Annotated in this window: 17 protein-coding genes; 13 read left to right on the top strand and 4 right to left on the bottom strand. The window is 62.8% G+C overall.

Annotated features, from left to right (window positions below):
* Positions 1-231 precede the first annotated feature (231 nt).
* The 8 genes from R8871_RS19070 (at position 232) to R8871_RS19035 (ending at position 8639) form a co-directional block, all read left to right on the top strand.
* Positions 232-1260 carry a bile acid:sodium symporter family protein gene (locus R8871_RS19070; protein WP_175051878.1) on the top strand — a complete coding sequence of 343 codons (1029 nt, stop codon included), beginning with the start codon at positions 232-234 and terminating at the stop codon, positions 1258-1260.
* A 277-nt stretch (positions 1261-1537) separates the two neighbouring features.
* Entirely contained in the window at positions 1538-3391 is a 1854-nt protein-coding gene (locus tag R8871_RS19065) for an EAL domain-containing protein (protein WP_175051877.1), read from the top strand.
* A gap of 199 nt (positions 3392-3590) precedes the next feature.
* On the top strand, positions 3591-4577 hold the full coding sequence (locus tag R8871_RS19060) for a LacI family DNA-binding transcriptional regulator (RefSeq protein WP_175051876.1): 987 nt from the start codon (positions 3591-3593) through the stop codon (positions 4575-4577).
* Positions 4574-5848 (top strand): AGE family epimerase/isomerase, encoded by a 1275-nt coding sequence (locus tag R8871_RS19055; RefSeq protein WP_175051875.1) that lies wholly within the window; start codon positions 4574-4576, stop codon positions 5846-5848. Before R8871_RS19060 ends, R8871_RS19055 begins: the two co-directional genes overlap by 4 nt.
* Before the next feature lie 5 nt (positions 5849-5853).
* Complete coding sequence (locus R8871_RS19050) at positions 5854-6771, top strand: carbohydrate kinase family protein (RefSeq protein ID WP_175051874.1); 918 nt, start codon at positions 5854-5856, stop codon at positions 6769-6771.
* Between the two features lie 148 nt (positions 6772-6919).
* The gene (locus tag R8871_RS19045; protein ID WP_175051873.1) at positions 6920-7150 is read left to right on the top strand and encodes a hypothetical protein; all 231 of its coding nucleotides are present in this window, start codon (positions 6920-6922) and stop codon (positions 7148-7150) included.
* Positions 7151-7213: 63 nt separating this feature from the next.
* Positions 7214-7459, top strand: a complete 246-nt coding sequence (locus R8871_RS19040; protein ID WP_175051872.1) for a hypothetical protein — start codon at positions 7214-7216, stop codon at positions 7457-7459.
* 196 nt (positions 7460-7655) lie between these two features.
* Complete coding sequence (locus R8871_RS19035; RefSeq protein ID WP_175051871.1) at positions 7656-8639, top strand: ion channel; 984 nt, start codon at positions 7656-7658, stop codon at positions 8637-8639.
* Positions 8640-8668: 29 nt separating this feature from the next.
* On the opposite strand, the gene R8871_RS19030 is transcribed toward R8871_RS19035, so the two are convergent.
* Positions 8669-9775 carry a porin gene (locus R8871_RS19030; RefSeq protein WP_175051870.1) on the bottom strand — a complete coding sequence of 369 codons (1107 nt, stop codon included), beginning with the start codon at positions 9773-9775 and terminating at the stop codon, positions 8669-8671.
* A 400-nt stretch (positions 9776-10175) separates the two neighbouring features.
* Between R8871_RS19030 and R8871_RS19025 the strand changes: the two genes are divergently transcribed.
* The 4 genes from R8871_RS19025 (at position 10176) to R8871_RS19010 (ending at position 17224) form a co-directional block, all read left to right on the top strand.
* Complete coding sequence (locus R8871_RS19025) at positions 10176-11069, top strand: N-formylglutamate amidohydrolase (protein ID WP_175051869.1); 894 nt, start codon at positions 10176-10178, stop codon at positions 11067-11069.
* A gap of 25 nt (positions 11070-11094) precedes the next feature.
* Positions 11095-11865, top strand: a complete 771-nt coding sequence (locus R8871_RS19020; protein ID WP_175051868.1) for an IclR family transcriptional regulator — start codon at positions 11095-11097, stop codon at positions 11863-11865.
* A 13-nt stretch (positions 11866-11878) separates the two neighbouring features.
* A complete protein-coding gene (locus R8871_RS19015; protein WP_175051867.1) occupies positions 11879-13369 on the top strand; it encodes a YfcC family protein in 1491 nt (496 codons plus the stop codon).
* A 267-nt stretch (positions 13370-13636) separates the two neighbouring features.
* Entirely contained in the window at positions 13637-17224 is a 3588-nt protein-coding gene (locus R8871_RS19010; protein WP_175051866.1) for an indolepyruvate ferredoxin oxidoreductase family protein, read from the top strand.
* Positions 17225-17341: 117 nt separating this feature from the next.
* On the opposite strand, the gene R8871_RS19005 is transcribed toward R8871_RS19010, so the two are convergent.
* Both R8871_RS19005 and R8871_RS19000 read right to left on the bottom strand, forming a co-directional pair.
* Positions 17342-18043: a copper homeostasis protein CutC gene (locus tag R8871_RS19005; RefSeq protein WP_175051865.1), complete on the bottom strand. Its 702-nt coding sequence runs from the start codon at positions 18041-18043 to the stop codon at positions 17342-17344.
* Between the two features lie 77 nt (positions 18044-18120).
* Positions 18121-19389: a sensor domain-containing phosphodiesterase gene (locus tag R8871_RS19000; protein ID WP_093644803.1), complete on the bottom strand. Its 1269-nt coding sequence runs from the start codon at positions 19387-19389 to the stop codon at positions 18121-18123.
* Between the two features lie 382 nt (positions 19390-19771).
* Here R8871_RS19000 and R8871_RS18995 point away from each other — a divergent pair, with 382 nt between their 5' ends.
* Entirely contained in the window at positions 19772-21427 is a 1656-nt protein-coding gene (locus R8871_RS18995; protein ID WP_175051864.1) for a Na+/H+ antiporter, read from the top strand.
* 92 nt (positions 21428-21519) lie between these two features.
* Here the strand turns inward: R8871_RS18995 and R8871_RS18990 are convergent, their stop codons facing one another.
* Positions 21520-22827, bottom strand: a complete 1308-nt coding sequence (locus R8871_RS18990) for a solute carrier family 23 protein (RefSeq protein WP_175051863.1) — start codon at positions 22825-22827, stop codon at positions 21520-21522.
* Positions 22828-22929 lie beyond the last annotated feature (102 nt).

Below are 22929 nucleotides of genomic sequence, written 5' to 3'. Positions count from 1 at the left end.
ATTGTCAAAACGGCAGTGGACCAAACAGATGCGCTCGCCAATACTGAAACTGCCCGTGAGCGCCGCATGAGACCGCCAAGGCAACGCTTCTAATGCGCGATGCTCATTAATCGATTCGGCAAATGAATTTGCATATTCAATCGGTTTTCAACAACAATAGCCGTTTCCCATAGCCTGAGGCGGGCACATCCGCGCGCCCTGCTTTCTGCATCACCGAATCGAGATTCCGCCATGGCTCGCCCGAAACTGCTTCCCGACAATTTCACCTTGTGCCTCGTGGGCACCGTGATCCTTGCCAGCTTCCTGCCGGTTCACGGGCAGGCCGCCGTCGGGTTCAACTGGGTGACGAACGTTGCGGTCGGCCTGCTGTTTTTCCTGCACGGCGCCAAGCTCTCACGCGAAGCGATCGTTGCGGGCGCGACGCACTGGCGTTTGCATCTGGTAGTGCTGCTCAGCACGTTCGCGCTGTTTCCGCTGCTCGGCCTCGCGCTTAAGCCGCTCCTTTCGCCACTTGTCACGCCGGCGCTCTATGCGGGGGTCCTCTTCCTCTGCACGCTGCCGTCGACGGTTCAATCGTCGATCGCGTTCACGTCCATTGCCAAAGGCAACGTGCCGGCCGCCGTATGCAGCGCGTCGGCCTCGAGCCTGCTGGGCATCTTCATCACCCCCGCACTCGTCAGCCTCGTCGTCACCAATCAGGCTGCGAGCGGCGGCGCCTCGCCGTGGCATACGGTGGGCAACATCGTTTTGCAACTGCTGGTGCCGTTCGTGGCCGGGCAGTTGCTGCGCCCGCTGATCGGCAAGTGGATCGAGCGTAATCGCGGCGTGCTGAAGTTCGTCGACCAGGGCTCGATCCTGCTGGTGGTGTACGGCGCGTTCAGCGAGGCTGTTGACGAGGGCCTGTGGCACCAGATCCCGTTGTCCGCACTTGGCGGCCTGCTGTTGATCAGCGTCGTGCTGCTCGCGCTCGCGCTGGCCGTGACGATCCTGGTCAGCAAGCGGCTCGGCTTCAACCGCGCCGACCAGATCACGATCATCTTCTGCGGTTCGAAGAAAAGCCTCGCCGCCGGGGTGCCGATGGCCAAGGTGATTTTCGCCTCGCATGCGGTGGGCGCCGTGGTCTTGCCGCTGATGCTGTTCCACCAGATCCAGCTGATGGTGTGCGCCGCGCTCGCGCAGCGCTGGGGGGCTCGCGACACCAGCGGCGAAACCCGCGCGGCTTCGCGCGAGCGGCCCGCCGCCGCCGTCGCGCGCCGTTGAATACGCGCGCAATGCAAACAGGACATTCATAAGCGCCCTCCCTGAGCGTCATTTGAAGAAAGCCGCCTCGTGCGGCTTTTTTGTTATTTCACGCTCAAACGCCTTTGCTGTCGCCTCAGCCGGATGGCATAGGCAAAGTCCTGGCCGCGGTAACGCCCGCCGGCAGCGGGCCCGAGGCTGCGACGCACCACTCCGGTGCAACGCGTCACTAAAATTTCACTTAACTCTGGGCAAGAAGGGTCGATAAGACGAAGGTCGATCGCTACGCCTAACTGCCATGCAACCTCGTTCGCCCTCCCGATCCGCTACGCCGCGCATCGAGGAGTTGATCGCCCGGCGTGAATTGTCCGCCGTATTCCAGCCGATCATCAATTTTGACGACGGCGCGATCCTCGGCTACGAAGGTCTGATCCGCGGCCCGGCCGGCACATCACTCGAAACGCCGTTCGCCCTGTTTTCGCAGGCGCTCGCCGAGGGCTGCGCGCTTGAACTCGAGCAGGCTGCCGCGCGCACCTGCATCAACGCGTTCGCGAAACTCGATTTCGACGGCAAGCTGTTTCTCAATTTCAGCGCGGGAGCGATCCTTCAGCTCGCCGACGCGCACGACGACACGCTCGCGCTGCTGCGTCATCGCGGCGTCGATCCGCAGCGGATCGTGATCGAGCTGACTGAGCAAAGCACGATTCTGGATGTCGCCAGCTTCCTGCCGGTGATTTCGACGTTGCGTACGGCCGGCGCGCAGTTCGCGCTCGACGATTACGGCACCGCGAACGCCAGCATGAATCTTTGGGTGCGCCTGCAACCGGACGTGGTGAAGATCGACCGCTTCTTCATCCACGGCATCGCCAGCGATTCGCTGAAATTCGAAGCCGTGCGCGCGATGCAGCACTTCGCCAACGCAAGCGGCGCGCGACTGGTGGCCGAAGGCATTGAAGACGAAGCGGATCTGATCGTGGTGCGCGACATGGGGATCGGCTGCGGGCAAGGTTTTTTCTTCGGCCGGCCGCATGCCGAGCCGGCCAGCAGCGTGACCGACGACGCCCGCGACGCACTGCGCGCCGGTCACATCGCCGTGTTTCCGGAGACCACGCGCACAGCGAGCAGCGCGTCGCCGTCGGGCGGCATGGCGTCGGCAAAAATGATGGTGCATGCGCCCGCGCTGCCTCGCCAGGCAACCAACAACGACGTGCTCGAACTGTTCAACCGCCTGCCCGATCTGCACGCGGTAGCGGTGGTCGAAAACGACGAGCCGGTTGCGCTCATCAACCGTCGCAGCTTCATGGACCGCTACGCGCTGCCTTACCACCGCGAGCTGTTCGGCAAGCGGCCGTGCCTGCAGTTTGCGAACGCGTCGCCGGTGATCATCGAGCAATCGATGACCGTCGAACAGATGGCCAAACTGCTTGCCAGCGACGACCAGCGCTATCTCGCCGACGGCTTCGTCATCACCGACAATCACGGCAAGTACGCCGGTCTCGGCACCGGCGAGAAGCTGGTGCGCGCGGTGACCGAGGTGCGCATTGAAGCCGCGCGCTATGCGAACCCGCTGACCTTCCTGCCGGGCAACATCCCGATCAGCTCGCACATCGCCCGCCTGCTGGGCAACGACGCGGGCTTCTACGCGTGCTACGTCGACCTGAACCACTTCAAGCCATTCAACGACCAGTACGGCTACTGGCAAGGCGACGAAGTGCTGAAATTCGCCGCCGCCGTGCTCGCCGACGTCTGCGACCCGACCCGCGATTTCCTGGGTCACGTTGGCGGCGACGACTTCCTGATCCTGTTCCAGAGCGAGGACTGGAAAGAGCGAGTACTGCGCGCGATTCACCTGTTCAACGAAGGCGCGCAGCGCTTCTACGCGCCCACCGACCGGCTGGCCGGCGGCATCCACGGTGAAGATCGGCGCGGCAATCCGACCTTCTTCGGCTTCGTGACGATGGCGATCGGCTGTGTGCGCGTCGAGTCGGACGGCGGCCCGTCGCTTTACAGCAGCGAGGAAATCGCCTCCGTTGCGGCGCTCGCGAAGCGGCGCGCGAAGCACGAGACGAGCGGCTTCGTGCTGATCGATGCGGATGAAAGCGTAGCGCTCTTACGGGGACAAGCCGACATGGCGGCAATGCCCGTCGACTGAGTGCACGGCGCACCGAGGGCAGTATCAGCGCCTTGTTTAGTTTATTTTACTAAACAACATAAATCAGGCCAGCAGCGCCTCCTACGGGTATTTCCGGGTACGGATCACACGTTTACGAGGCTGTTTTAGCCATGTTTTACTATACAATCGGCCGAACCCAAACACCGTGCGGCCGCCCTTGTTGCGGCCGCTTCATTCGATGGCCACAACCATCCGCGACGTCGCCCGCGCAGCCAGCGTGTCGATCGGGACCGTCTCACGCGCATTGAAGAATCAGCCCGGCCTTTCCGAGGCCACCCGCGAACGCGTGGTCGAAGCGGCGCGGCAGCTCGGCTATGACGCCGCCCAATTGCGCCCGCGCATCCGCCGCCTCACCTTTCTGTTGCATCGTCAGCACAACAACTTCGCCGTCAGCCCGTTCTTTTCCCACGTGCTGCATGGCGTGGAAGACGCATGCCGCGAACGCGGCATCGTGCCATCCGTGCTGACCGCCGGTCCGACCGAAGACGTGATCCAGCAGATGCGCCTGCATGCGCCGGACGCGGTCGCGATCGCCGGTTTCGTGGAGCCCGAAACGCTGACCACGCTGGTGGCGATGCAACGCCCGCTCGTGTTGATCGATCTCTGGGCGCCGGGCTTGCGTTCGGTGAATCTCGACAACGCCGCTGGCGCCACGCTCGCCATGCGGCATCTGTTTGAGCAGCAGCGCAAGCGCGTTGCGTTTATCGGCGGCTCGCTTGCTCACTTCAGCATCGCCCAGCGCGCGCTCGGTTACCGGCGCGCGTTTTTCGAAGCCGGCTTGCTGTTCGACCCATCGCTGGAACTCACGATCGACGCGGGTCTCGATCCCGACACCGGCGCCGCACGCGCGATGCACCAGTTGCTCGACGCGCCCGGCCCGCGACCCGACGCCGTATTTGCCTACAACGACGCCGCCGCGCTCGCCGCGCTGCGCGCGTGCCTCGCACGCGGCGTCCGTGTGCCCGAGGACATCGCGATCATCGGCTTCGACGACATTCCCGCCGCCGCTCACGCCACGCCGCCCTTGTCGACCATTTCGGTCGACAAGGAAGCGCTCGGCCGGCGCGGCGTCGAGCTGCTGCTTGAAGAAGCACCCGCTGAACTCGAAGTCCGCTTGCCCGTCCATCTCATTGCCCGTGCCAGTACTTTGGTAAAAACGCCATGACGCAATCCGATCCGCTTCACCCCGCCAACGGCGCCGTCGCGGCGCCGCCCGTCGACAGCTTTCGCAGCCGCGACTTCCTGCTCTCACATGTGCAGGACACGTTGCGCTTCTATGCGCCGAACGTGCTCGATCCGAGCGGCGGCTTCTTCCATTTCTTCCGCGACGACGGTTCGGTCTACGACAAGACCACGCGGCATCTGGTGAGCACGTGCCGCTACGTCTTCAACTACGCGATGGCGTATCGCCAGTTCGGCGACCCGCAGCATCTCGAGTACGCGCGCCACGGCCTGCGTTTCCTGCGCGACGCGCATTGGGACGCTGAGCACCAGGGCTACGATTGGGAACTCGAATGGCGCGACGGCCGCAAACGAACGCTCGATGCAACGCGTCACTGCTACGGCCTCGCGTTCGTGCTGCTCGCGTATTCCCATGCGGCGATGGCCGGCATCGAGGAAGCGAAGCCGATGATCGGCGCGACCTTCGAGTTGATGGAACATCGCTTCTGGGACGCCGCCGCCGGCCTCTACGCCGACGAAGCGACGCCCGACTGGCGCGTCAGTTCGTACCGCGGTCAGAACGCGAACATGCACACCACCGAGGCGCTGCTGACCGCCCACGAGGCAACCGGGCACCTCGTCTATCTCGATCGCGCGGAACGGGTGGCGTCGAACATCACGCTGCGCCAGGCGAAGTTGTCGCAAGGTCTCGTGTGGGAGCACTTTCACGCGGATTGGTCGGTCGACTGGCATTACAACGAGGAAGACAGCTCGAACATCTTCCGTCCGTGGGGCTTCCAGCCCGGGCACCAGACCGAGTGGGCCAAGCTGCTGCTGATTCTGGAGCGCTATCGTCCGTTACCGTGGCTGCTGCCGCGCGCAATCGAGCTATTCGACGCCGCCATGACGCATGCATGGGACGAGGACCACGGCGGCCTCTATTACGGCTTCGGCCCGGACGGCACCGTGTGCGACCACGACAAGTATTTCTGGGTTCAGGCGGAGACGTTCGCGACCGCGGCGCTGCTTGCCAGGCGCACGGGCAACGAACGCTTCTGGGACTGGTACGACGAGATCTGGCGCTACAGCTGGGCGCATTTCGTCGATCACAAGTACGGCGCGTGGTACCGCATTCTCACGTGCGACAACCGTAAATACAGCGACGAAAAGAGTCCCGCCGGCAAGACCGACTATCACACGATGGGCGCGTGCTACGAAGTGCTGGCGCACGCACTGCCCGACGGCGCGGCCGCTGCGTCCGAATCCGCGGAGTAAGCAAAATGAGCAACTTGAACGCGAACACCGAATTCCCCTTCTTCGTCTCGGCCGGCGACATCCTCACCGATCTCGTGCGGACCGGCGCCTCGCAATGGCTCTCGCGTCCTGGCGGCGCCGGCTGGAACGTCGCGCGCTGCGTGGCGCGGCTCGGTTTGCCGACCGCGTGCGCCGGCTCACTGGGCGTCGACAATTTCTCCGACGAACTGTGGAGCGCGAGCATCGCCGCAGGCCTCGACATGCGCTTCATGCAGCGCGTGGAGCGCCCGCCTCTGCTGGCGATCGTTCATCAGACGCATCCGCCTGCGTACTTTTTCATGGGTGAGAACGGCGCCGATCTCGCGTTCGATCCGGCGCGCTTGCCGGCCGGCTGGATCGGCCAGGTGAAGTGGGCGCATTTTGGTTGCATCAGCCTGGTGCGTCAGCCGCTTGGCGACACGCTTGCCACGCTGGCAGCCGAGTTGCGCTCGCACGGGGTGAAGATCAGTTTCGATCCGAATTACCGCAATCTGATGGAGCACGGCTACGAGCCCACGTTGCGGAAGATGGCCGCGCTAGCCGATCTGATCAAGGTATCGGACGAAGATTTGCGCATGCTGTTCAAGACGGACGACGAGGCCGGCGCGCTGGCCCAGTTGCGAGCGATGAATCCTGCCGCCACCGTGCTGGTCACGCGCGGGCCGGAGACCTCCATGTTGATCGACGGCGCCACGGTGGTGGAGGCCCGGCCGCCACGGGTGGAAGTGGTCGATACGGTCGGCGCAGGGGATGCGTCAATTGGCGGCCTGCTGTTCAGCTTGATGACCGCGCCGCAGCGAGCGTGGCCGGAGCACCTGGCGTTTTCTCTGGCCGCCGGCGCCGCGGCCTGCCGCCATGCCGGCGCGCATGCACCTTCTCTGGATGAGGTTGTGGCCCTGCTGTAGTTTTTTTGCCTTGTGCGGCGCGTATCGTTGTCAACACCAGTTGTCGACACCGGTTGCCAGCATCGGGTCGCCGCGCAGGCGAAAAACCGAAGCCCGGTCATCGTGCTAGGATGAAAAAACCCAACCCTTTGGAAGAAGGAGCGTCGCCATGGATGACATCACCTACACCAAAGGTATCTACACAGCCACCGCGTCGATAAGAGAAGTACAAAGCGACACGTGGCAGGGCACGGTAACCCTTTCCCGCGACGACGGCGAAGCAGGCACGGACCAGGAGACCACGGTCTACGAAGTCGAAGCCACCTCGTCCACGCCAGAGGAAGCGCTCGAGGAAGCCAAGGCGCTCGCCCACCGCATCCTCGGGGAAATCGAACTCTAGGCACAACCAGGCGCTGCGCCCATGACGCTGCGCCACTCCTGAATCAACCGGCTGGAGGCGATCATGGCTGAACAGCTCTTCCTCTACGGCGTGTATTCGATTCACGTCCGCCCTATCGAACTCAACGGTGCGCGCTGGGACGCGGAATACGAGATCCGGCACCGCGAGAAAGCGGTGAAGTCGTGGACCACCGTCGGTGGCGACAACGGCTACACGGACGAAAGCGAAGCCGTCGCCGCAGCGCACCAGCAAGCAGTCGACGACATCGAACACGGCGCCGGCATTCCAAAGCCGCGAGCATTTCCATAACCGCAAAACAGGCGCATCGGGCGGCGCGTGCGCGCGAGGCTTGGCGTAACATCGGCACACGCCGGACGCAACCCGAATCGCGCTAAGCGCCCCGCCAGGAAACCGCCCGCACTGTCTGCGCAGCACGCCGAAAATCAGCTTTAGCACGCGAGGCGGCGTGCTACGCTTTGCGCGTTTTCATTCTCACGAGCACCCGATGGCTACCGAACCGTCTGACCGCTTTTCCGCTATCGGCGACGCCGAAGCCGAAGCCGAGGCACAAGCGCGAAAACGTCGCCCGCGCGGTAGCCGCGAGATGCGTCTGGATGATCGCGTGGTCATTGCCCACGGCATGCCTACGCCGCTCTGGCAGGATCTCTATCACCGTGCGCTCGTCGTCCGCTGGCCGACGTTTTTTGTCTCGCTCGGCGTTCTGTTCCTACTGCTCAATACCTTTTTTGCCGCGCTTTACATGCTTGGCAACGCACCGATCGCCAATCAGTTTCCATCGGGCTTCGGCGGCGCATTTTTCTTTAGCGTCGAAACACTCGCGACGGTCGGTTATGGCGACATGCATCCGCAGACCGTCTACGCGCACTGGGTCGCGACGTTCGAAATCTTTGTCGGCATGTCCAGCATCGCGTTGGCGACTGGCCTGATTTTCGCGCGCTTCTCCCGACCGCACGCGAAGATCATGTTTGCCCGCTATGCGGTCGTGCGGCCGCTCGACGGCCGTATGACGCTGATGGTTCGCGCGGCCAACGCACGCCAGAATGTGATCGCCGAAGCGCGCGCGAGACTGCGCATCATGCGCCTCGACACCACCGTCGAAGGTTTTACGCTGCGCAAACTCTACGATCTGACACTGGTGCGCGACCAGCATCCCGTGTTCAAACTGGGCTGGGTCCTGATGCACGTCATCGACGAAAACAGCCCGCTGTTCGGCGAGAACGCCGAGACGCTCAAGGGCCGCGACGCGTCGCTGCTGCTCACGCTTGAAGGGGTCGACGAATCGACCTCGCAAACCATGCAGGCGCGTCACATGTGGCCCTGCGAGCAGATCCTCTGGCAACACCGCTTCGTCGACGTCATGCACGAGGAGAACGGCGTGAGTCACATCGACTACTCGCATTTCGACGAGGTCGTGCCGCTCGATTCGGCGCCTGTCGCCGCGTCTGTGGCGAAGGCGCCCGCGCCATAGGGCGCGCGGCCTAGGTGACACTGCGCGGTTCAGAACTTGTGGCGAATCCCCACGACGCCCACCACCTGCGTGTTTGAGCTCGACGGATTGCTGATCCCTTCAACCGCCGCCACCGCATTCGACGACGAGCGCTGATAGATCGCGTTTACATACAGATCAGTGCGTTTGGACAGGTAGTACTGCACACCCGCGCTGGTTTGCAGGTAGTGCACGCTCGGCTTTGCGCTTTGCGTCGTCAGAACCTGCGTGTACGTTTCGCCGATTGCAAACATCACGGACGGCGTAAAGCGATAACGGAAACTGCCTTCGTAGTTGTTGAAGCGCTGCGACGCGCCGGTCTGGAGATTGAACAACGAGCTGGTGTACAGCAGACCGAACGTCGCGTTACCGAAGTCGTACGTGCCGGCTGCGCCCCAGATCTGTTGCTTCGTGATGCCCTTCAGGAACGTGAAGTAGTTGTCCGACGGGATCGCGCCGGTCGTGTCGAGCGCCGGGTTATCGAGCACCACGTAGGCCACGCCGAGCCGTAGCGGACCTTGCGCGTAGGTGCCGCCGACGCTCCAGCTGCGGTTCGCCGCGAAGTTGGTCGCGTTGGAGAAACCGTACATCGCATTGCCCTGGAAGCCCGCGAAAGTCGGCGTCACGTACTTCACCGAGTTGTCGGTGCGAAACGAGTTGTTCAGGTCGTCGGTATCGAAGGGATGCAGCGCGTACTGCGTTAGCGACGTGCTCGCACCGATCTGCAACGGCGCCAGCGAATCTTGCGCGGCGTTGTACTGGCGCCCCATCGTAAATGTCCCCCACCGCTGGTTCGACAAACCCACCCACGCCTGACGGCCGAACATGCGGCCATTCGCGCTCGCCGTGCCGGTCTCGATGTTGAAGCCGTTCTCCAGTTTGAAGATTGCCGTGGTGCCGCCGCCCAGATCCTCCGTACCCACCATGCCCCAGCGCGTACCCTGCTCATTGCCGCCGGTCGCCTGCCAGGTCGAGCTGCCCTTCTGGTTGCTCGTGTAGGTGATGCCGGAGTCGACGATGCCGTACAGCGTCACACTCGACTGTGCCGCCGCGTTACCGCTCAACACTGCGCCGATCCCCGCGCCCGCAAGCGCCATCGCCAAACCTTTCCTGTTCATCTGCGTTTCCTTGTTGTGAGTGTGTGAGCCTGTCCCGTCGAAGCCGCCAGGGTTCTGCATGAGAGCTTCGATCACCTTGTTTTATTAGTTAAAACAACGTATCGTTTATTATTCGAAACGCAAAAATGCTTGGTCAAGGCATAAGAAAAATGCTGGTTTGCCCGCATTGACGGCACACCACTCCGCTGGGGGTTTTACTAGCCAATACACGGCAAAACCTTACCCAGCAGGGATCTGAAAATGATCAGCCCGGATAGCAAGGCTTTTGACGAGTAACTTGACCTGCAATAAGGTTCGTCGTTAAATATTGATATGCTGTTTTATTTAATAAAACACGCGAGACACTAACTCCGGCAACGACGACCCTCAACGCGCGTCGGCCACCCGAAAGGAATTTGTTTTGACGTCCGATAGCAACACTTTTGCCGCGCCCGCCGACGCGCCGTTCTTCATCACGCAACCGGCAGCGGCTTTGCTGCCGATCCTGTTCGATTCACCGCATAGCGGCATCGCGCTGCCGGCCGACTTCGGCACGTCCGCGCCGATCACTGCGATTCGCACCTCGTGGGATGCGTTCGTCGACGAACTATGGGCCGGTGTGCCGGAGCAAGGCGGGGTACTGATCGGCGCGCATTTCCCGCGCGCCTACATCGACGCGAACCGCGCAATCACCGACATCGATGCGCAATTGCTCGCCGAGCCATGGCCCGAGCCGCTCGCGCCAGAGAAGTACACGCTGCGGGGCATGGGCCTGATCCGGCGCGACGCGTTGCCGAACGTGCCGATGTACAACCGCAAGCTCCCGGTCGCCGAAGTCCAGCATCGCATCGATGCGTACTACCGCCCCTACCGCGCGGCGCTCAGCGCCGCGGCCGAACGCGCTTATGCGCAGCACGGCGCGTTGTGGCATGTCGACTGTCATTCGATGAAATCGCGCGGCAACGAGATGAATGTCGACGCAGGCGAGGCCCGCCCCGACTTTGTCATCAGCGACCGCCGCGGCACCACCGCGGATCCCGCCTTTACCCAATGGGTGGCGGACTATTTCAGCGGCGCGGGCTATCGCGTGCAGGTCAACGAGCCGTATCAAGGCGGCGATCTGCTCGCTGCCGTCAGCGATCCGGCGCGGCGCAGGCACAGCATCCAGATCGAACTGAATCGCGGGCTGTACATGGACGAGGCGGCGTTCGTCAAACACGCCGGCTTCGACACGCTCAAGCGTGACCTCGACGCCTTCGTCGCCGCGCTCGCCGACTACGTCCGCGCGCAACTTGCCGCGCCCCGCTCCGCATGACGAACCAACGAAAGAAGGAACAACCGTGAACTACATCGTCGATTCCGTCGACAGCGCGCTCAAGTTGCTGAGCCATGTCGCCGAACATCCAGGCCAGGGCGTCACCGAACTCGCCAATCAGCTCGGCATCAACAAGTCGCGCGCTTACCGGATGCTGTGCACGCTCGAATTGCACCGCTTCGTCGTGCAGGACACGCGCGCGTCGACTTACGCGCTCGGACCGCAGGCCTTCGTGATCGGCGTCGCGGCCGCGCAGCAGAACACGCTGGTGCGCTCGGCGCAGAAACACATGCTCGTGCTCAACCAGGCGATCAATGAAAACGTTGTGCTGCGCGTGCGTGAAGGGCTGGAAACGGTGTGCGTCGCGCGTTGCGAAAGCACCCACGAGATGCGCACTATCGGCGCGGTGGGCAACCGGCGCTCGCTCAACAGCGGCGCGTCCGGCAAGATCCTGCTCGCGTTCGCACCGGACGCCGTCAAGACTGAATACTTCGTCCGCCTGAAGAAACTGCCGCAGCCGCCGGACTTGCTGAAACTCGTCGATGAACTCGATGCGATCGCGCGCAAAGGCTACGCGGTGAGCGTGGGCGAAGTGACGGTGGGGGCGGTGGCAATCTCAGTGCCGATTCGAGATGTCAGCGGCGAAGCAGTGGCCGCAGTCAGCGTCTCGGGGCCGGAAATGCGCATCAGCCGGATCGAGATTCCCGATTACCTCGACCGTCTGCAAGCGTGCAGCCGCACGATCTCCGCCGAACTCGGCTACACCGCGCCGCAGATGAATCCGCTGCCGGCATGACAGGAATCCGCCCATGACCACTCTCACGCCACCGGCCCCACCCGCGGCGCCCGCCGCCGACGATGACCATCGGCAAGGCAATCATCCCGGCAACGGCAGCGACGAAAAAAAACCTCACGGCAAGATGCTGCATCCGGTGGTGATGATGATCTGGGTCGTGCTCGCCGCCGTGGTGATGACCTATCTGATCGACGCCGGTCACTTCGAGCGTCACGACAAGCTGGTGGTGCCGGGCACCTATCAGGTAGTGCCGAAGAGTCACAGCCTCGCCACGCTGGTCGCGCCGAACGTCAGCAAAAGCACGCCCGAACTGGCCGCGCCCGCGAGTCTCGTGTCGGCGTTTGTCGCTGTGCCCAATGGCCTCATCAAGAACGCACCGCTGATTTTCATGGTGATGTTCGTTGGCGGCATGTTCGGCGTGATGCGCAAAACGGGCGTGGTGGATGCGGGAATCGACCGGCTGCTGCAACTCACCGCGGGCAACATCTATGTGCTCGCGCCGCTGCTGATGGTGCTGATCGGTTTGGGCAGCACGTTGCTCGGCTTCATTTCCGAATACCTCGTCATCATTCCGATGGTGATGGTGCTGGCGCGGCGGCTCGGCTTATCGAACCTGTTCGCGGTTGGACTCGTTGCGATTGCCGCGAAGGTCGGCTATATCGCCTCGGTGACCAATCCGCTGTCGCTCGCCGTCGCGCAGCCGATCGTCGGTGTGCCGCTCTTTAGCGGTATCGCAATGCGCATCGGCGTGTTCGTCGTGTTCCTGACTCTGGGCATTCTGTATCTGCTGGCCCACGTGCGCTTGAGCGGCTACCGGCTGGCGGCGGCAAAAGCGAGTCTCGACCAACACCCACAAGCAAAGCTCTCAGGCCGCCACAAGGCGACGCTGATCGTACTGACGATCGCCGCCGCGATGCTGGTGATCGGCACGCGCGAATTGCATTGGGGCAACGTGGAGTTGTCCGCGTTTTATGTGTTCATCAGTATCGTGACGGCGGCCGTGGGCAGGCTCGATTCGCGCAGTGCAGCGGACGCTTTCGTCGACGGCATGAAAGGGATGATTCTGGCGAGCTTGCTGATCGGCCTCGCGGCATCGGTGGAACTGATTCTGCAGAACAGTCTGGTGCTCGACACGCTGATTGAACACTTCACGCGGCTCGCGCGCGGCCAGTCGGCGGTGTGGGTGGCGAACGGCCTGATGGCCGTGCAGATGGTGCTCGACGTGTTCATTCCGTCCGTGTCCGGCAAGGCCGCGGTCAGCATGCCGATCATCGGACCGATTGCGCAGCTGTCCGGCGTGAGCGGCCAGACGTCGGTGCTCGCCTTCGTGTTGGGCGGCGGCCTGACGAACATGGTGACGCCCACCTCCGGGATGCTGCTCGCGTATCTCGCCACTGCGCGGGTCGGCTTCGGCCAGTGGATCAGGTTCATCCTGCCGCTGTTCGTGGTGCTCCTGTTGCTCTCGGGTGGCGCGTTGGCGTTGGCTGTCTGGACGGGGTATTGAAACCCCAGGGCATACCCGAATGCACCTGCCGCGTGGCAGATCCACCTCAAAACTTCATTAAAACGCGCGACCCGTCGCGCTGTTTCGTTGAACGCCTCGCCAAGTAGAAAAAATTCACTCCAATTGGCGCTAAAAAATAGAGTCTCTTTCGCCGCGTCACCTTTTGTGGCCCCCACCCCACGGCGCGCGGATGCAAACCGCAATTAATTGCTTGGGATCGGAGTAAGTGCACAAGCGCCAACTCCGATCGACAAAGGAGACTCACCCATGACCGCTCGCCTGCCCATCGACGGCACGCCCGCTCTCGCCGACTACAAGCTGTCCGATAACCTCACCGCCACGCGCGGCCGGATCTTCCTGACCGGTACGCAGGCGCTGGTGCGCCTTGCGCTGATGCAGCGCGCCGCAGACCGCGCGCAGGGCCTGAACACGGCCGGCTTCATCAGCGGCTATCGCGGCTCGCCGCTCGGCATGGTCGATCAGCAACTGTGGAAAGCGAAGAAATTGCTCTCGGCGAGTGATATTCGCTTTTTGCCCGCGATCAACGAAGAACTCGGCGGCACCGCCGTACTCGGTACGCAACGAGTGGAGTCGGATCCAGAGCGCACCGTCGAAGGCGTATTCGCGATGTGGTACGGCAAAGGCCCCGGCGTGGATCGCGCGGGCGACGCGCTGAAGCACGGCAACGCGTACGGCTCGTCGCCGCACGGCGGCGTGCTGGTGGTGGCGGGCGACGATCACGGCTGCGTGTCGTCGTCGATGCCGCATCAGAGCGACTTCGCGTTGATGGCGTGGCATATGCCGGTGGTGAATCCGTCGAACATTGCCGACATGCTCGAGTTCGGTTTGTACGGCTGGGCGCTGTCGCGTTTCTCGGGCGCGTGGGTCGGCTATAAAGCGATTTCGGAAACGGTCGAATCGGGCTCGACCGTCGACCTCGATGCGCTGCAAACCGAATGGACGATTCCACAGGATTTCGAAGTTCCGGCTGGCGGCTTGCATAACCGTTGGCCCGACCTGCCGAGTCTTACGATCGAAGCGCGGATGCACGCGAAGCTCGACGCGGTTCGTCATTTCGCGCGCACCAACAGCATCGACAAATGGATTGCGCCGAGTCCGCACGCGAACGTGGGTATCGTCACGTGCGGCAAGGCGCATCTGGATTTGATGGAAACGCTGCGTCGGCTCGACCTCACAGTTGCCGATCTGGAAGCGGCCGGCGTGCGCATCTACAAGGTCGGCTTGTCGTTCCCGCTGGAAATGACGCGCATCGACGCGTTCGTGTCTGGTTTGTCCGAAGTGCTGGTGATCGAGGAGAAAGGCCCGGTCATCGAGCAGCAGATCAAAGATTATCTGTACAACCGCACGCAAGGCACGCGGCCGATCGTGGTCGGCAAGAATGCCGAGGACGGCACGATGCTGCTGTCCTCGCTCGGTGAATTGCGCCCATCGCGTATTCTGCCGGTGTTCGCGAACTGGCTCGCGAAGCACAAGCCGGCGCTGGATCGCCGCGAGCGCGTGGTCGATCTGGTGGCGCCGCAAATCCTCTCGAATGCCGCAGATAGCGTGAAACGTACGCCGTATTTCTGTTCGGGTTGCCCGCACAACACGTCGACCAAAGTGCCTGAAGGGTCGATCGCGCATGCGGGGATCGGCTGTCACTTCATGGCGTCGTGGATGGAGCGCGACACCACCGGGTTGATTCAGATGGGCGGCGAAGGCGTCGATTGGGCCTCGCATTCGATGTTCACGAAAACGCGTCACGTCTTCCAGAATCTCGGCGACGGTACCTACTTTCACTCGGGCATTCTGGCGATCCGCCAGGCCGTGGCCGCGAAAGCCACCATCACGTACAAGATCCTCTATAACGACGCGGTTGCGATGACGGGTGGCCAACCGGTCGACGGCAGCATCTCGGTGCCGCAGATCGCGCGTCAGGTGGAAGCCGAAGGCGTGTCGCGTTTCGTCGTGGTCAGCGACGAGCCGGAAAAATACGACGGCCACCACGACCTCTTTCCGAAAGGCACGACGTTCCACCATCGCAGCGAAATGGACACCGTGCAGCGCGAGTTGCGCGATACCGATGGCGTGACCGTGCTGATCTACGACCAGACCTGTGCGGCTGAAAAACGGCGTCGTCGGAAAAAAGGCGAGTTTCCCGATCCGGACAAGCGTCTCTTCATCAACGAGGAAGTCTGCGAAGGCTGCGGCGATTGCGGCGTGCAGTCGAATTGCTTGTCGGTCGAGCCGCTTGAGACTGCGTTGGGGCGTAAGCGCCGCATCGATCAATCGTCGTGCAACAAGGACTATTCCTGCGTGAACGGCTTCTGCCCGAGCTTCGTCACGGTGGAAGGCGGCAAGCTGAAGAAAGCCGCAGGCGCCGCGTTCGATCCGGTAGCACTCGCTGCACGTGTCGACGCCTTGCCGATTCCCGCGACGCATCTCGATGCCGCGCCTTACGACATTCTGGTGACGGGTGTTGGCGGCACGGGCGTCGTGACGGTCGGCGCATTGATCAGCATGGCCGCGCATCTGGAGGGCAAGAGCGCGTCGGTGCTCGACTTCATGGGCTTCGCGCAAAAGGGCGGCTCGGTGTTGTCGTTCGTGCGCTTCGCCGCGCGCGACGAGTGGCTCAATCAGGTGCGCATCGACACGCAACAGGCCGACGTGCTGCTCGCCTGCGATATGGTGGTGGGCGCGAGCGCCGATGCCTTGCAAACGGTACGTCATGGCCGCACGCGTATCGTCGTCAACACGCATGCCATTCCGAACGCGACCTTCGTGCAGAACCCGGACGCAACGCTGCATGCCGACGCGTTGATCGACAAGATGCGCCACGCCGCAGGCGACGACCGCATGTCGACGTGTGACGCTCAGGCGCTCGCCACGCGTTTTCTCGGCGACACCATCGGCGCGAACATTCTGATGCTCGGCTATGCCTGGCAACTCGGCCTCGTGCCGGTGTCGTTCGCGGCGATGATGCGCGCGATCGAATTGAACAACGTCGCGGTGCAGATGAATCAACTGGCGTTTTCAATCGGGCGTGTCGCTGCGGAAGATCCTGCTGCGCTCGAATCGCTGTGGCAGGCGCGGCATCTGGCAAAACAGGCGGTGCGCGTCGATACGCTCGACGAACTGATTGCGCATCGCGAGGGCCGTCTCCAGACGTACGGTGGTGCGAGCTATGTGAGGCGTTATCGTACGCTGGTCGATGCAGCGCGCCGCGCCGAAACCGCGGTCGATGCAAAGAGCGAGCGCATCACGCGTGCGGTGGCAACGACCTTCTATCGTCTGCTCGCGGTGAAGGATGAATACGAAGTGGCGCGCATGCATACGGATACGGCCTTCCGCGAAGCACTGGAAGCGCAATTCGAAGGTGTCGCGGGCAAAGACTTCGGCATCAAGTTCAACCTCGCGCCGCCGACGCTCACGCGTCCTCAACCAGGCGTGAATCCGACCAAGAAGACCTTCGGTCAGTGGATGTGGCCGGTGCTTGGCGTGATGGCGAAATTCAGCGGTCTGCGTGGCACGATGTTCGATCCGTTCGGCCGCACGCTCGAACGCAAGATGGAGCGTGAACTCGCTGGCGATTACGAAATCACGCTGCAACGCGCGTTCGCGAAACTCAGCGCGAACAATCTGGAAGACGTCGCGAAGCTGGCCGACCTGCATGCGCGTGTGCGCGGTTATGGTCACGTGAAGCTGGCGAATCTGGCGGGCGTGAAGCGCGGTGAGCGCGATCTCGCTGCACGCTTGCAGATCGACGCGGCTACGAGCGCATCGGTGAAGAAGTCGCTGGAAGAGATGAAGGGCGCCGGGCAGTTGCGCGGAATTCCGGTGGTTGTTGCGAAGTAACTCTTTCGCTCCATGGATGAAAAATGCCGCTTCGGGTTGAACCTCGAAGCGGCATTTTTTTGCCTGATGGATTTGTCACGCGTTGCACCCAGCAGCAGTGATTATCTTCCCGACAAATCAATCCCGCCTTTCGTCCAGCAGCGCTCTCACCCGCGCGACTTTCGCCGCATCGACCGGCGCCAGACCGTTGCCGCCAACGCGCAAACCCGAACCGAAGTGAACCGCTTGAACGTGCGTCGCACTCACGAAGCCGGCCACTGCATCGATGGTCAAACCCGCGCCTGCCAGCACCGTGCAGCGTGAGCCGGACGCTTGTCGTACCAGCTCACGCACGATCGACTCCGCCTGCAACACGGAAGGTTTTCCTCCCGAGGTCAGCACATTCGTCACGGCATCGAAGCCGAGCAGCACGTCGAGCGCTTTCTGCAGATCACGCGTTTCGTCGAACGCACGATGGAAGGTGATCGCCAGGCCATCCGCTGCATCGATCGCACGCGCGAGGCCTTCGCGGTCGATCTCACGATCCGCCGTCAGCATGCCGATCACCACGCCGTTCGCGCCCGCCGCCTTGACTGCACGCACGTCGCGCAGCATCACGGCGTAGTCGTCGGCATCATACACGAACGAGCGGCTATGCGGTCGCACGATCACGTTGACGGGTACGGCGCTCGCGGCAACCACCGCTTCGATCAGGCCAAGGCTCGGCGTCAACCCGCCCTCGCCCATCGCGGTGACGAGCTCGAGACGGTTCGCACCGGCCTCAACGGCAAGCCGGGCGTCGGCAACGGTCGTGGCGATGACTTCGAGTAGGACTGACATGAGCGCGGGTCTCGGTCGTTAAAAGCGACATGATCTCAGAACCGCCGCGCGCCCCGCCAATCGAAGCATCCGAACCGCTATTCTTCGACCCAATCGATATCGCCGCACAGCACGCACGTCTGATCACCGACGCGCGTCGCCACCGACAATGTCACACATGGCAACGCCTCGTTGATCGACAGATACGGACGTGTCACATGCACGCGCTCCGGCGCATTGATCGCCGCCCGGAAATACGGACGACGCAGCCAGTTCGCCCCTTGCGCGTCGGCAAGCGGCAAAAAGCGCGTCTCATGCGCCGCGCGATCGGCGCGCAACACGACATTGCGGCCCGCCTGCTTGCCCTTCGCATCGAGCAGAAAACAGCGCGCGGCATGGTCGAGTGCGAGGAAATTCCAGCACACTTCCTCGAGCGGTTCACCGGCGGCGAGCCGTTCCGCGGCACGCTCAAACGCCCGCAGATACGGTGTGAGACGGCTCGCGTTGCGGCGCTCGCGCGCTTCGGCCTGGTCGCGATAACGGTCTGTGACTTCGCTGATGCAAGTCGCGGCGTGCGCCGCGTCGGCCGCCCCTGGATTCGGTCGGCCGAAGAAAAACCCCTGTACGAAGTCCGCATCACAAGCGAGCGCCATCTGCGCTTCATGCTCCGTTTCGACGCCTTCGATCAGCACGAGCTTGCCCGCTTCGTGCAGCAGCGCCACCAGCCCCGGCAGAATCGTGGCCATGTCAGCGCGATGCGCTGCGTGCGACAGCATGATGCGGTCGAGCTTCACGATGTCGGGATTCAACTGCCAGATCCGCTCGACGTTGGAATGGCCCGCGCCGAAGTCGTCGAGCGCAATCAGGAAACCACGCTCGCGGAACTGGCGCACCGCGTCCGCGAGACGTTCGAGATCTTCCGCGCGTTGCTCGAGCACCTCGAGCACGATTCGCCGCGGCGACAGATCGAGCCGCTTGAGGTTGGCCAGCAAGGCGGCGGCGAGATACGGGTCGGTGAGCGCGCCGGGATGCACGTTCAGAAACAGCCATTCGCGCTCGGCGCCGAGTACCTTGAAGTTCTCCAGATGCAGGGTCTGGGCGAGCCGGTCGACTTGCAGCACGTCACCCAGACGCGCCGCCTCGCCGAAGACATCGAGCGGCGATACGGGGCGATCGAGCGCATCGTGCGCGCGCAGCAACCCCTCATAGCCCACTGCCCGCATATGCGACAGGCTGAAAATGGGCTGAAACACGCTGGTCAGCGTCAGCTCGCCATGCTGCACCGAAAAACGTTCGAGCCCCGACGTCACTTCGACATCGAAGCCATGCGGCGCGCTGGCCGTCCTTTCCTGTTGCGCAATCGTCATGCAATCCTCTCACGCGAGAGCCGGGCCGGTCCGAACGCGGAAGCGAACAACCTCGGCACCATTTCTCAAAATGTGCGTCATCGATATTCCTTAAGCAAGCTCCATGCGCACGCTGGCGCACATTCGAATGAAATTTGCATGAAAGATTGCACCGATGAACGAGCCGATGCGCCGCACGTGGGCGCATCGCGCACCGTTAAGGTGCATTGCCTTACCTGGACGCTTGCCGAGCGCGCTCGCGGGACCTTGCCGGGTTAACGATGACGTGGCACGGCGTCGGGCTAAACTTCGACCTTATGCCTCAGGTATGCCTCGTGATCGATGTGCGGCGGCATCGTCGACGATCGTAGGGGCGCACCGCTATATCTCCAGAAATAGACCGATGGATATTGTCTTTACCGTACTGATTCTTTTGCTCGCCGTCGCAGCATCCGGCATCGTGACCCGGATGCTGCGGGTCGCCTTGCCGCTGCCGCTGGTCCAGATCGCGATCGGCGCATTGCTCGCATGGCCGAGGCTCGGGCTGCACGTCACGTTCGATCCGGAAATTTTCATGATGCTGTTCATTCCGCCGCTGCTGTTCGCGGATGGATGGCGAATCCCGAAGCGCGAATTGTTCATGGCGCGCCGCTCCATCCTGATGCTCGCGCTCGGCCTGGTTTTCATGACGGTGCTGGCAGTCGGCTACTTCATCCATGCGCTGGTGCCGTCGATCTCGCTGCCGGTCGCGTTCGCGCTTGCCGCGGTGCTGTCGCCGACCGATGCGGTGGCGCTGAGCGGTATCGTCGGCAAGGGCAAGATTCCTGGGCGGTTGATGCATATCCTCGAAGGTGAGGCGTTGATGAACGACGCGTCGGGCCTTGTCGCGTTGAAGTTCGCGATTGCCGCGGCGCTGACCGGGGTGTTTTCGCTGCGCGACGCGTCGATCAGCTTCGTGATCATCGCGGTGGGCGGTCTCGCGACGGGCGCGGCGGTGAGCTGGCTGTTCAGCTTTGTGTCGGCGCGCTTTCTGAGTCTTAACGAAGAAGGCGATCCGGCGCCCGGCGTCGTCATGACGCTGCTGATTCCGTTCGCCGCGTATCTGATCGCCGAGCGCTTCGAGTTCTCGGGCATTCTGGCCGCAGTCTCGGCCGGCATGATGATGAACTACACGAGCATTGCGAACGCCGGTTCGGTGTCGTCGCGTGTGCGCGGGAACAGCACGTGGACGATGATCGAATTCGTCTTCAACGGCATGGTGTTCATTCTGTTGGGACTGCAGTTTCCACACATTCTTGGCCGCGCGCTGCTCGACGCGCATGAGACAAGCGACGTGGAGGTGGGGCGCTTGATCGGCTACATCGCCGCGGTGGCGGCGGCGCTCTACGCACTGCGTTTCGTGTGGGTGTGGTTGCTGCGCTGGTTCGCGAGCCGCGGCGCGGCGAAGCACGGCATGGCGAGTGCCGTGCCGGGGTTGCGCACGGTCACGGTGACGACGGTGGCCGGCGTGCGTGGCGCGGTGACGCTGGCCGGCGTGTTGTCGTTGCCCGAGGTGTTGCCGGGTGGCGCGCCGTTGCCGGGGCGGGACCTGGCGATTTTCATTGCCTCGGGCGTGATTCTGCTATCGCTGCTGGTGGCAGTCGTGGCGTTGCCGCTATTGTTGAGCGGATGGCGGCGGGGTAAGGATCCGCACGCCGCGGAGGAGGCGATGGCGCGCACGTTGGCGGCGCAAGCCGCGATTCGCGCGGTTGACGAAGTGCACGATCGAGATTGCGCCGATTTGGATGAGTCGGCCTCGGCATACGCCGCGGATGTCACCGCGCGAGTCATGGACATCTATCGACGACGGCTCGCCACACTGGAAGACGAACAGGAGCCGCGTGAAATGGCACGCCGTGCCGATGCGCTGGAATTCCGCATGAAGTTGGCGGCGATGCGAGCCGAGCGGAAGGTGCTGCTTGCGCTGCGCAATAGTCAGGCAATCAATGACGAGACTTTGAACAAGCTGATGCGCGAGGTGGATCTGTCGGAGACGGCGCTGACCGTGCGAAAGCGGTAGAGGGAGTAGTCAATGTTACGGTGCAGCGATGGCCTTTCTGTTGATCGCTTGAACTCTCAATCGTCAAAGAAAAAGACCATCGCCCAGTCCAATCAGGCCACCGGCCCCTGCGCCGGCTTCCTTCTCAGGAGCGCGTACAAAATGATCGCGCCAAACGTCGCGGTACCGATCCCGCCGAGTCCGAAGCCACCGAGCTTCAACGAAAAATCTCCCGCGCCCAGCACGAGCGTCACCGCCGCCACGATCAGATTCCGGTTGTCGGAGAAATCGACTTTATTCACAACCCAGATGCGCGCGCCAGTCACGGCGATCAGGCCGAACACGACGATCGATACGCCGCCCAGCACCGGCCCCGGAATGGTCTGAATCACCGCGCCGAACTTCGGCGAAAAACCCAGGACCAGCGCAATCACCGCGGCAATCACGAACACCAGCGTCGAATAGATTTTGGTGACGGCCATCACGCCGATGTTCTCGGCATACGTCGTCACCCCGGTGCCGCCGGCAAAGCCAGACAGAATCGTCGCGAGTCCGTCGCCGATAAATGCACGACCGACATAACCGTCGAGGTTCTGACCGGTCATCGCGCTGACCGCCTTGATGTGTCCAAGATTTTCAGCAACAAGAATCACCGCGATCGGCGCGAGCAAGGTCATCGCCTGCATGTTGAAAACCGGCGCGGTGAACTGCGGCATACCGAACCACGCTGCGTTCGCCACAATCGCAAAGTCGATCGGCTTGCCCATGCCGAGACCATTCGTGACGATCGCGTAAATCACGTACGCCATCAGCAGGCCGACCAGAATCAGCAAACGCTGCAGCATGCCACGCGCAAACACCGCGACCGCGCCGACGCACAGCACTGTCACCAGCGCCATCCACGAGTCGAAGTTGCTGCCGCTCACACCATGCACCGCGATCGGCGCGAGATTCAGGCCGATCACGCAGACGATCGCGCCCGTCACCACCGGCGGCATCAGCGTTTCAATCCAGCGGGTGCCGACCGCCGACACGATCAGGCCGATGATCGCGTACACCACCCCGCACGCGATGATCCCGCCCAACGCCACCGGAATGTTCATGTTCGGACCGTGGCCGCCATACCCCGTCACCGCGATCACCAGACCGATGAATGCGAAGCTCGAACCGAGATAGCTCGGTACTCGGCCGCCCACGAGCACGAAGAACAACAGCGTGCCGATCCCCGACATGAAGATGCAAAGGTTCGGATCGAAGCCCATCAGCAACGGCGCGAGCACGGTGGAACCGAACATCGCGACAACGTGCTGGATACCCATTGCAAACATCTGCGGCCACGCGAGACGCTCGTCGGTGCCGACAATACGGCCCTCGGCAGCGTTCGGCTGGGCGCGCCAGCGTGGGAAATAGGAATCGGCCATGGCGGGGGTTCTCCTCTGTCGGCGTTTTAGTGGGCGGCGCAGCGGAACTGCGCCGCCTGGGAATTACGCGCGAGTGTACGGAGAGCCACCAGGCCTGGCAAG

This window comes from Paraburkholderia sediminicola, from assembly GCF_902859805.1.
GTDB lineage: Bacteria > Pseudomonadota > Gammaproteobacteria > Burkholderiales > Burkholderiaceae > Paraburkholderia > Paraburkholderia sediminicola.
Note: the sequence above shows the minus strand (reverse complement) of the source record. Positions and strands in the feature narration are given on the sequence as shown.

Excerpts from the sequence above, each read along its gene's own strand:
- R8871_RS19070 (WP_175051878.1), top strand. The coding sequence starts at position 232 with ATGGCTCGCCCGAAACTGCTTCCCGACAATTTCACCTTGTGCCTCGTG.
- R8871_RS19065 (WP_175051877.1), top strand. The coding sequence starts at position 1,538 with ATGCAACCTCGTTCGCCCTCCCGATCCGCTACGCCGCGCATCGAGGAG.
- R8871_RS19060 (WP_175051876.1), top strand. The coding sequence starts at position 3,591 with ATGGCCACAACCATCCGCGACGTCGCCCGCGCAGCCAGCGTGTCGATC.
- R8871_RS19055 (WP_175051875.1), top strand. The coding sequence starts at position 4,574 with ATGACGCAATCCGATCCGCTTCACCCCGCCAACGGCGCCGTCGCGGCG.
- R8871_RS19050 (WP_175051874.1), top strand. The coding sequence starts at position 5,854 with ATGAGCAACTTGAACGCGAACACCGAATTCCCCTTCTTCGTCTCGGCC.
- R8871_RS19045 (WP_175051873.1), top strand. The coding sequence starts at position 6,920 with ATGGATGACATCACCTACACCAAAGGTATCTACACAGCCACCGCGTCG.
- R8871_RS19040 (WP_175051872.1), top strand. The coding sequence starts at position 7,214 with ATGGCTGAACAGCTCTTCCTCTACGGCGTGTATTCGATTCACGTCCGC.
- R8871_RS19035 (WP_175051871.1), top strand. The coding sequence starts at position 7,656 with ATGGCTACCGAACCGTCTGACCGCTTTTCCGCTATCGGCGACGCCGAA.
- R8871_RS19030 (WP_175051870.1), bottom strand. The coding sequence starts at position 9,775 with ATGAACAGGAAAGGTTTGGCGATGGCGCTTGCGGGCGCGGGGATCGGC.
- R8871_RS19015 (WP_175051867.1), top strand. The coding sequence starts at position 11,879 with ATGACCACTCTCACGCCACCGGCCCCACCCGCGGCGCCCGCCGCCGAC.
- R8871_RS19010 (WP_175051866.1), top strand. The coding sequence starts at position 13,637 with ATGACCGCTCGCCTGCCCATCGACGGCACGCCCGCTCTCGCCGACTAC.
- R8871_RS19005 (WP_175051865.1), bottom strand. The coding sequence starts at position 18,043 with ATGTCAGTCCTACTCGAAGTCATCGCCACGACCGTTGCCGACGCCCGG.
- R8871_RS19000 (WP_093644803.1), bottom strand. The coding sequence starts at position 19,389 with ATGACGATTGCGCAACAGGAAAGGACGGCCAGCGCGCCGCATGGCTTC.
- R8871_RS18995 (WP_175051864.1), top strand. The coding sequence starts at position 19,772 with ATGGATATTGTCTTTACCGTACTGATTCTTTTGCTCGCCGTCGCAGCA.
- R8871_RS18990 (WP_175051863.1), bottom strand. The coding sequence starts at position 22,827 with ATGGCCGATTCCTATTTCCCACGCTGGCGCGCCCAGCCGAACGCTGCC.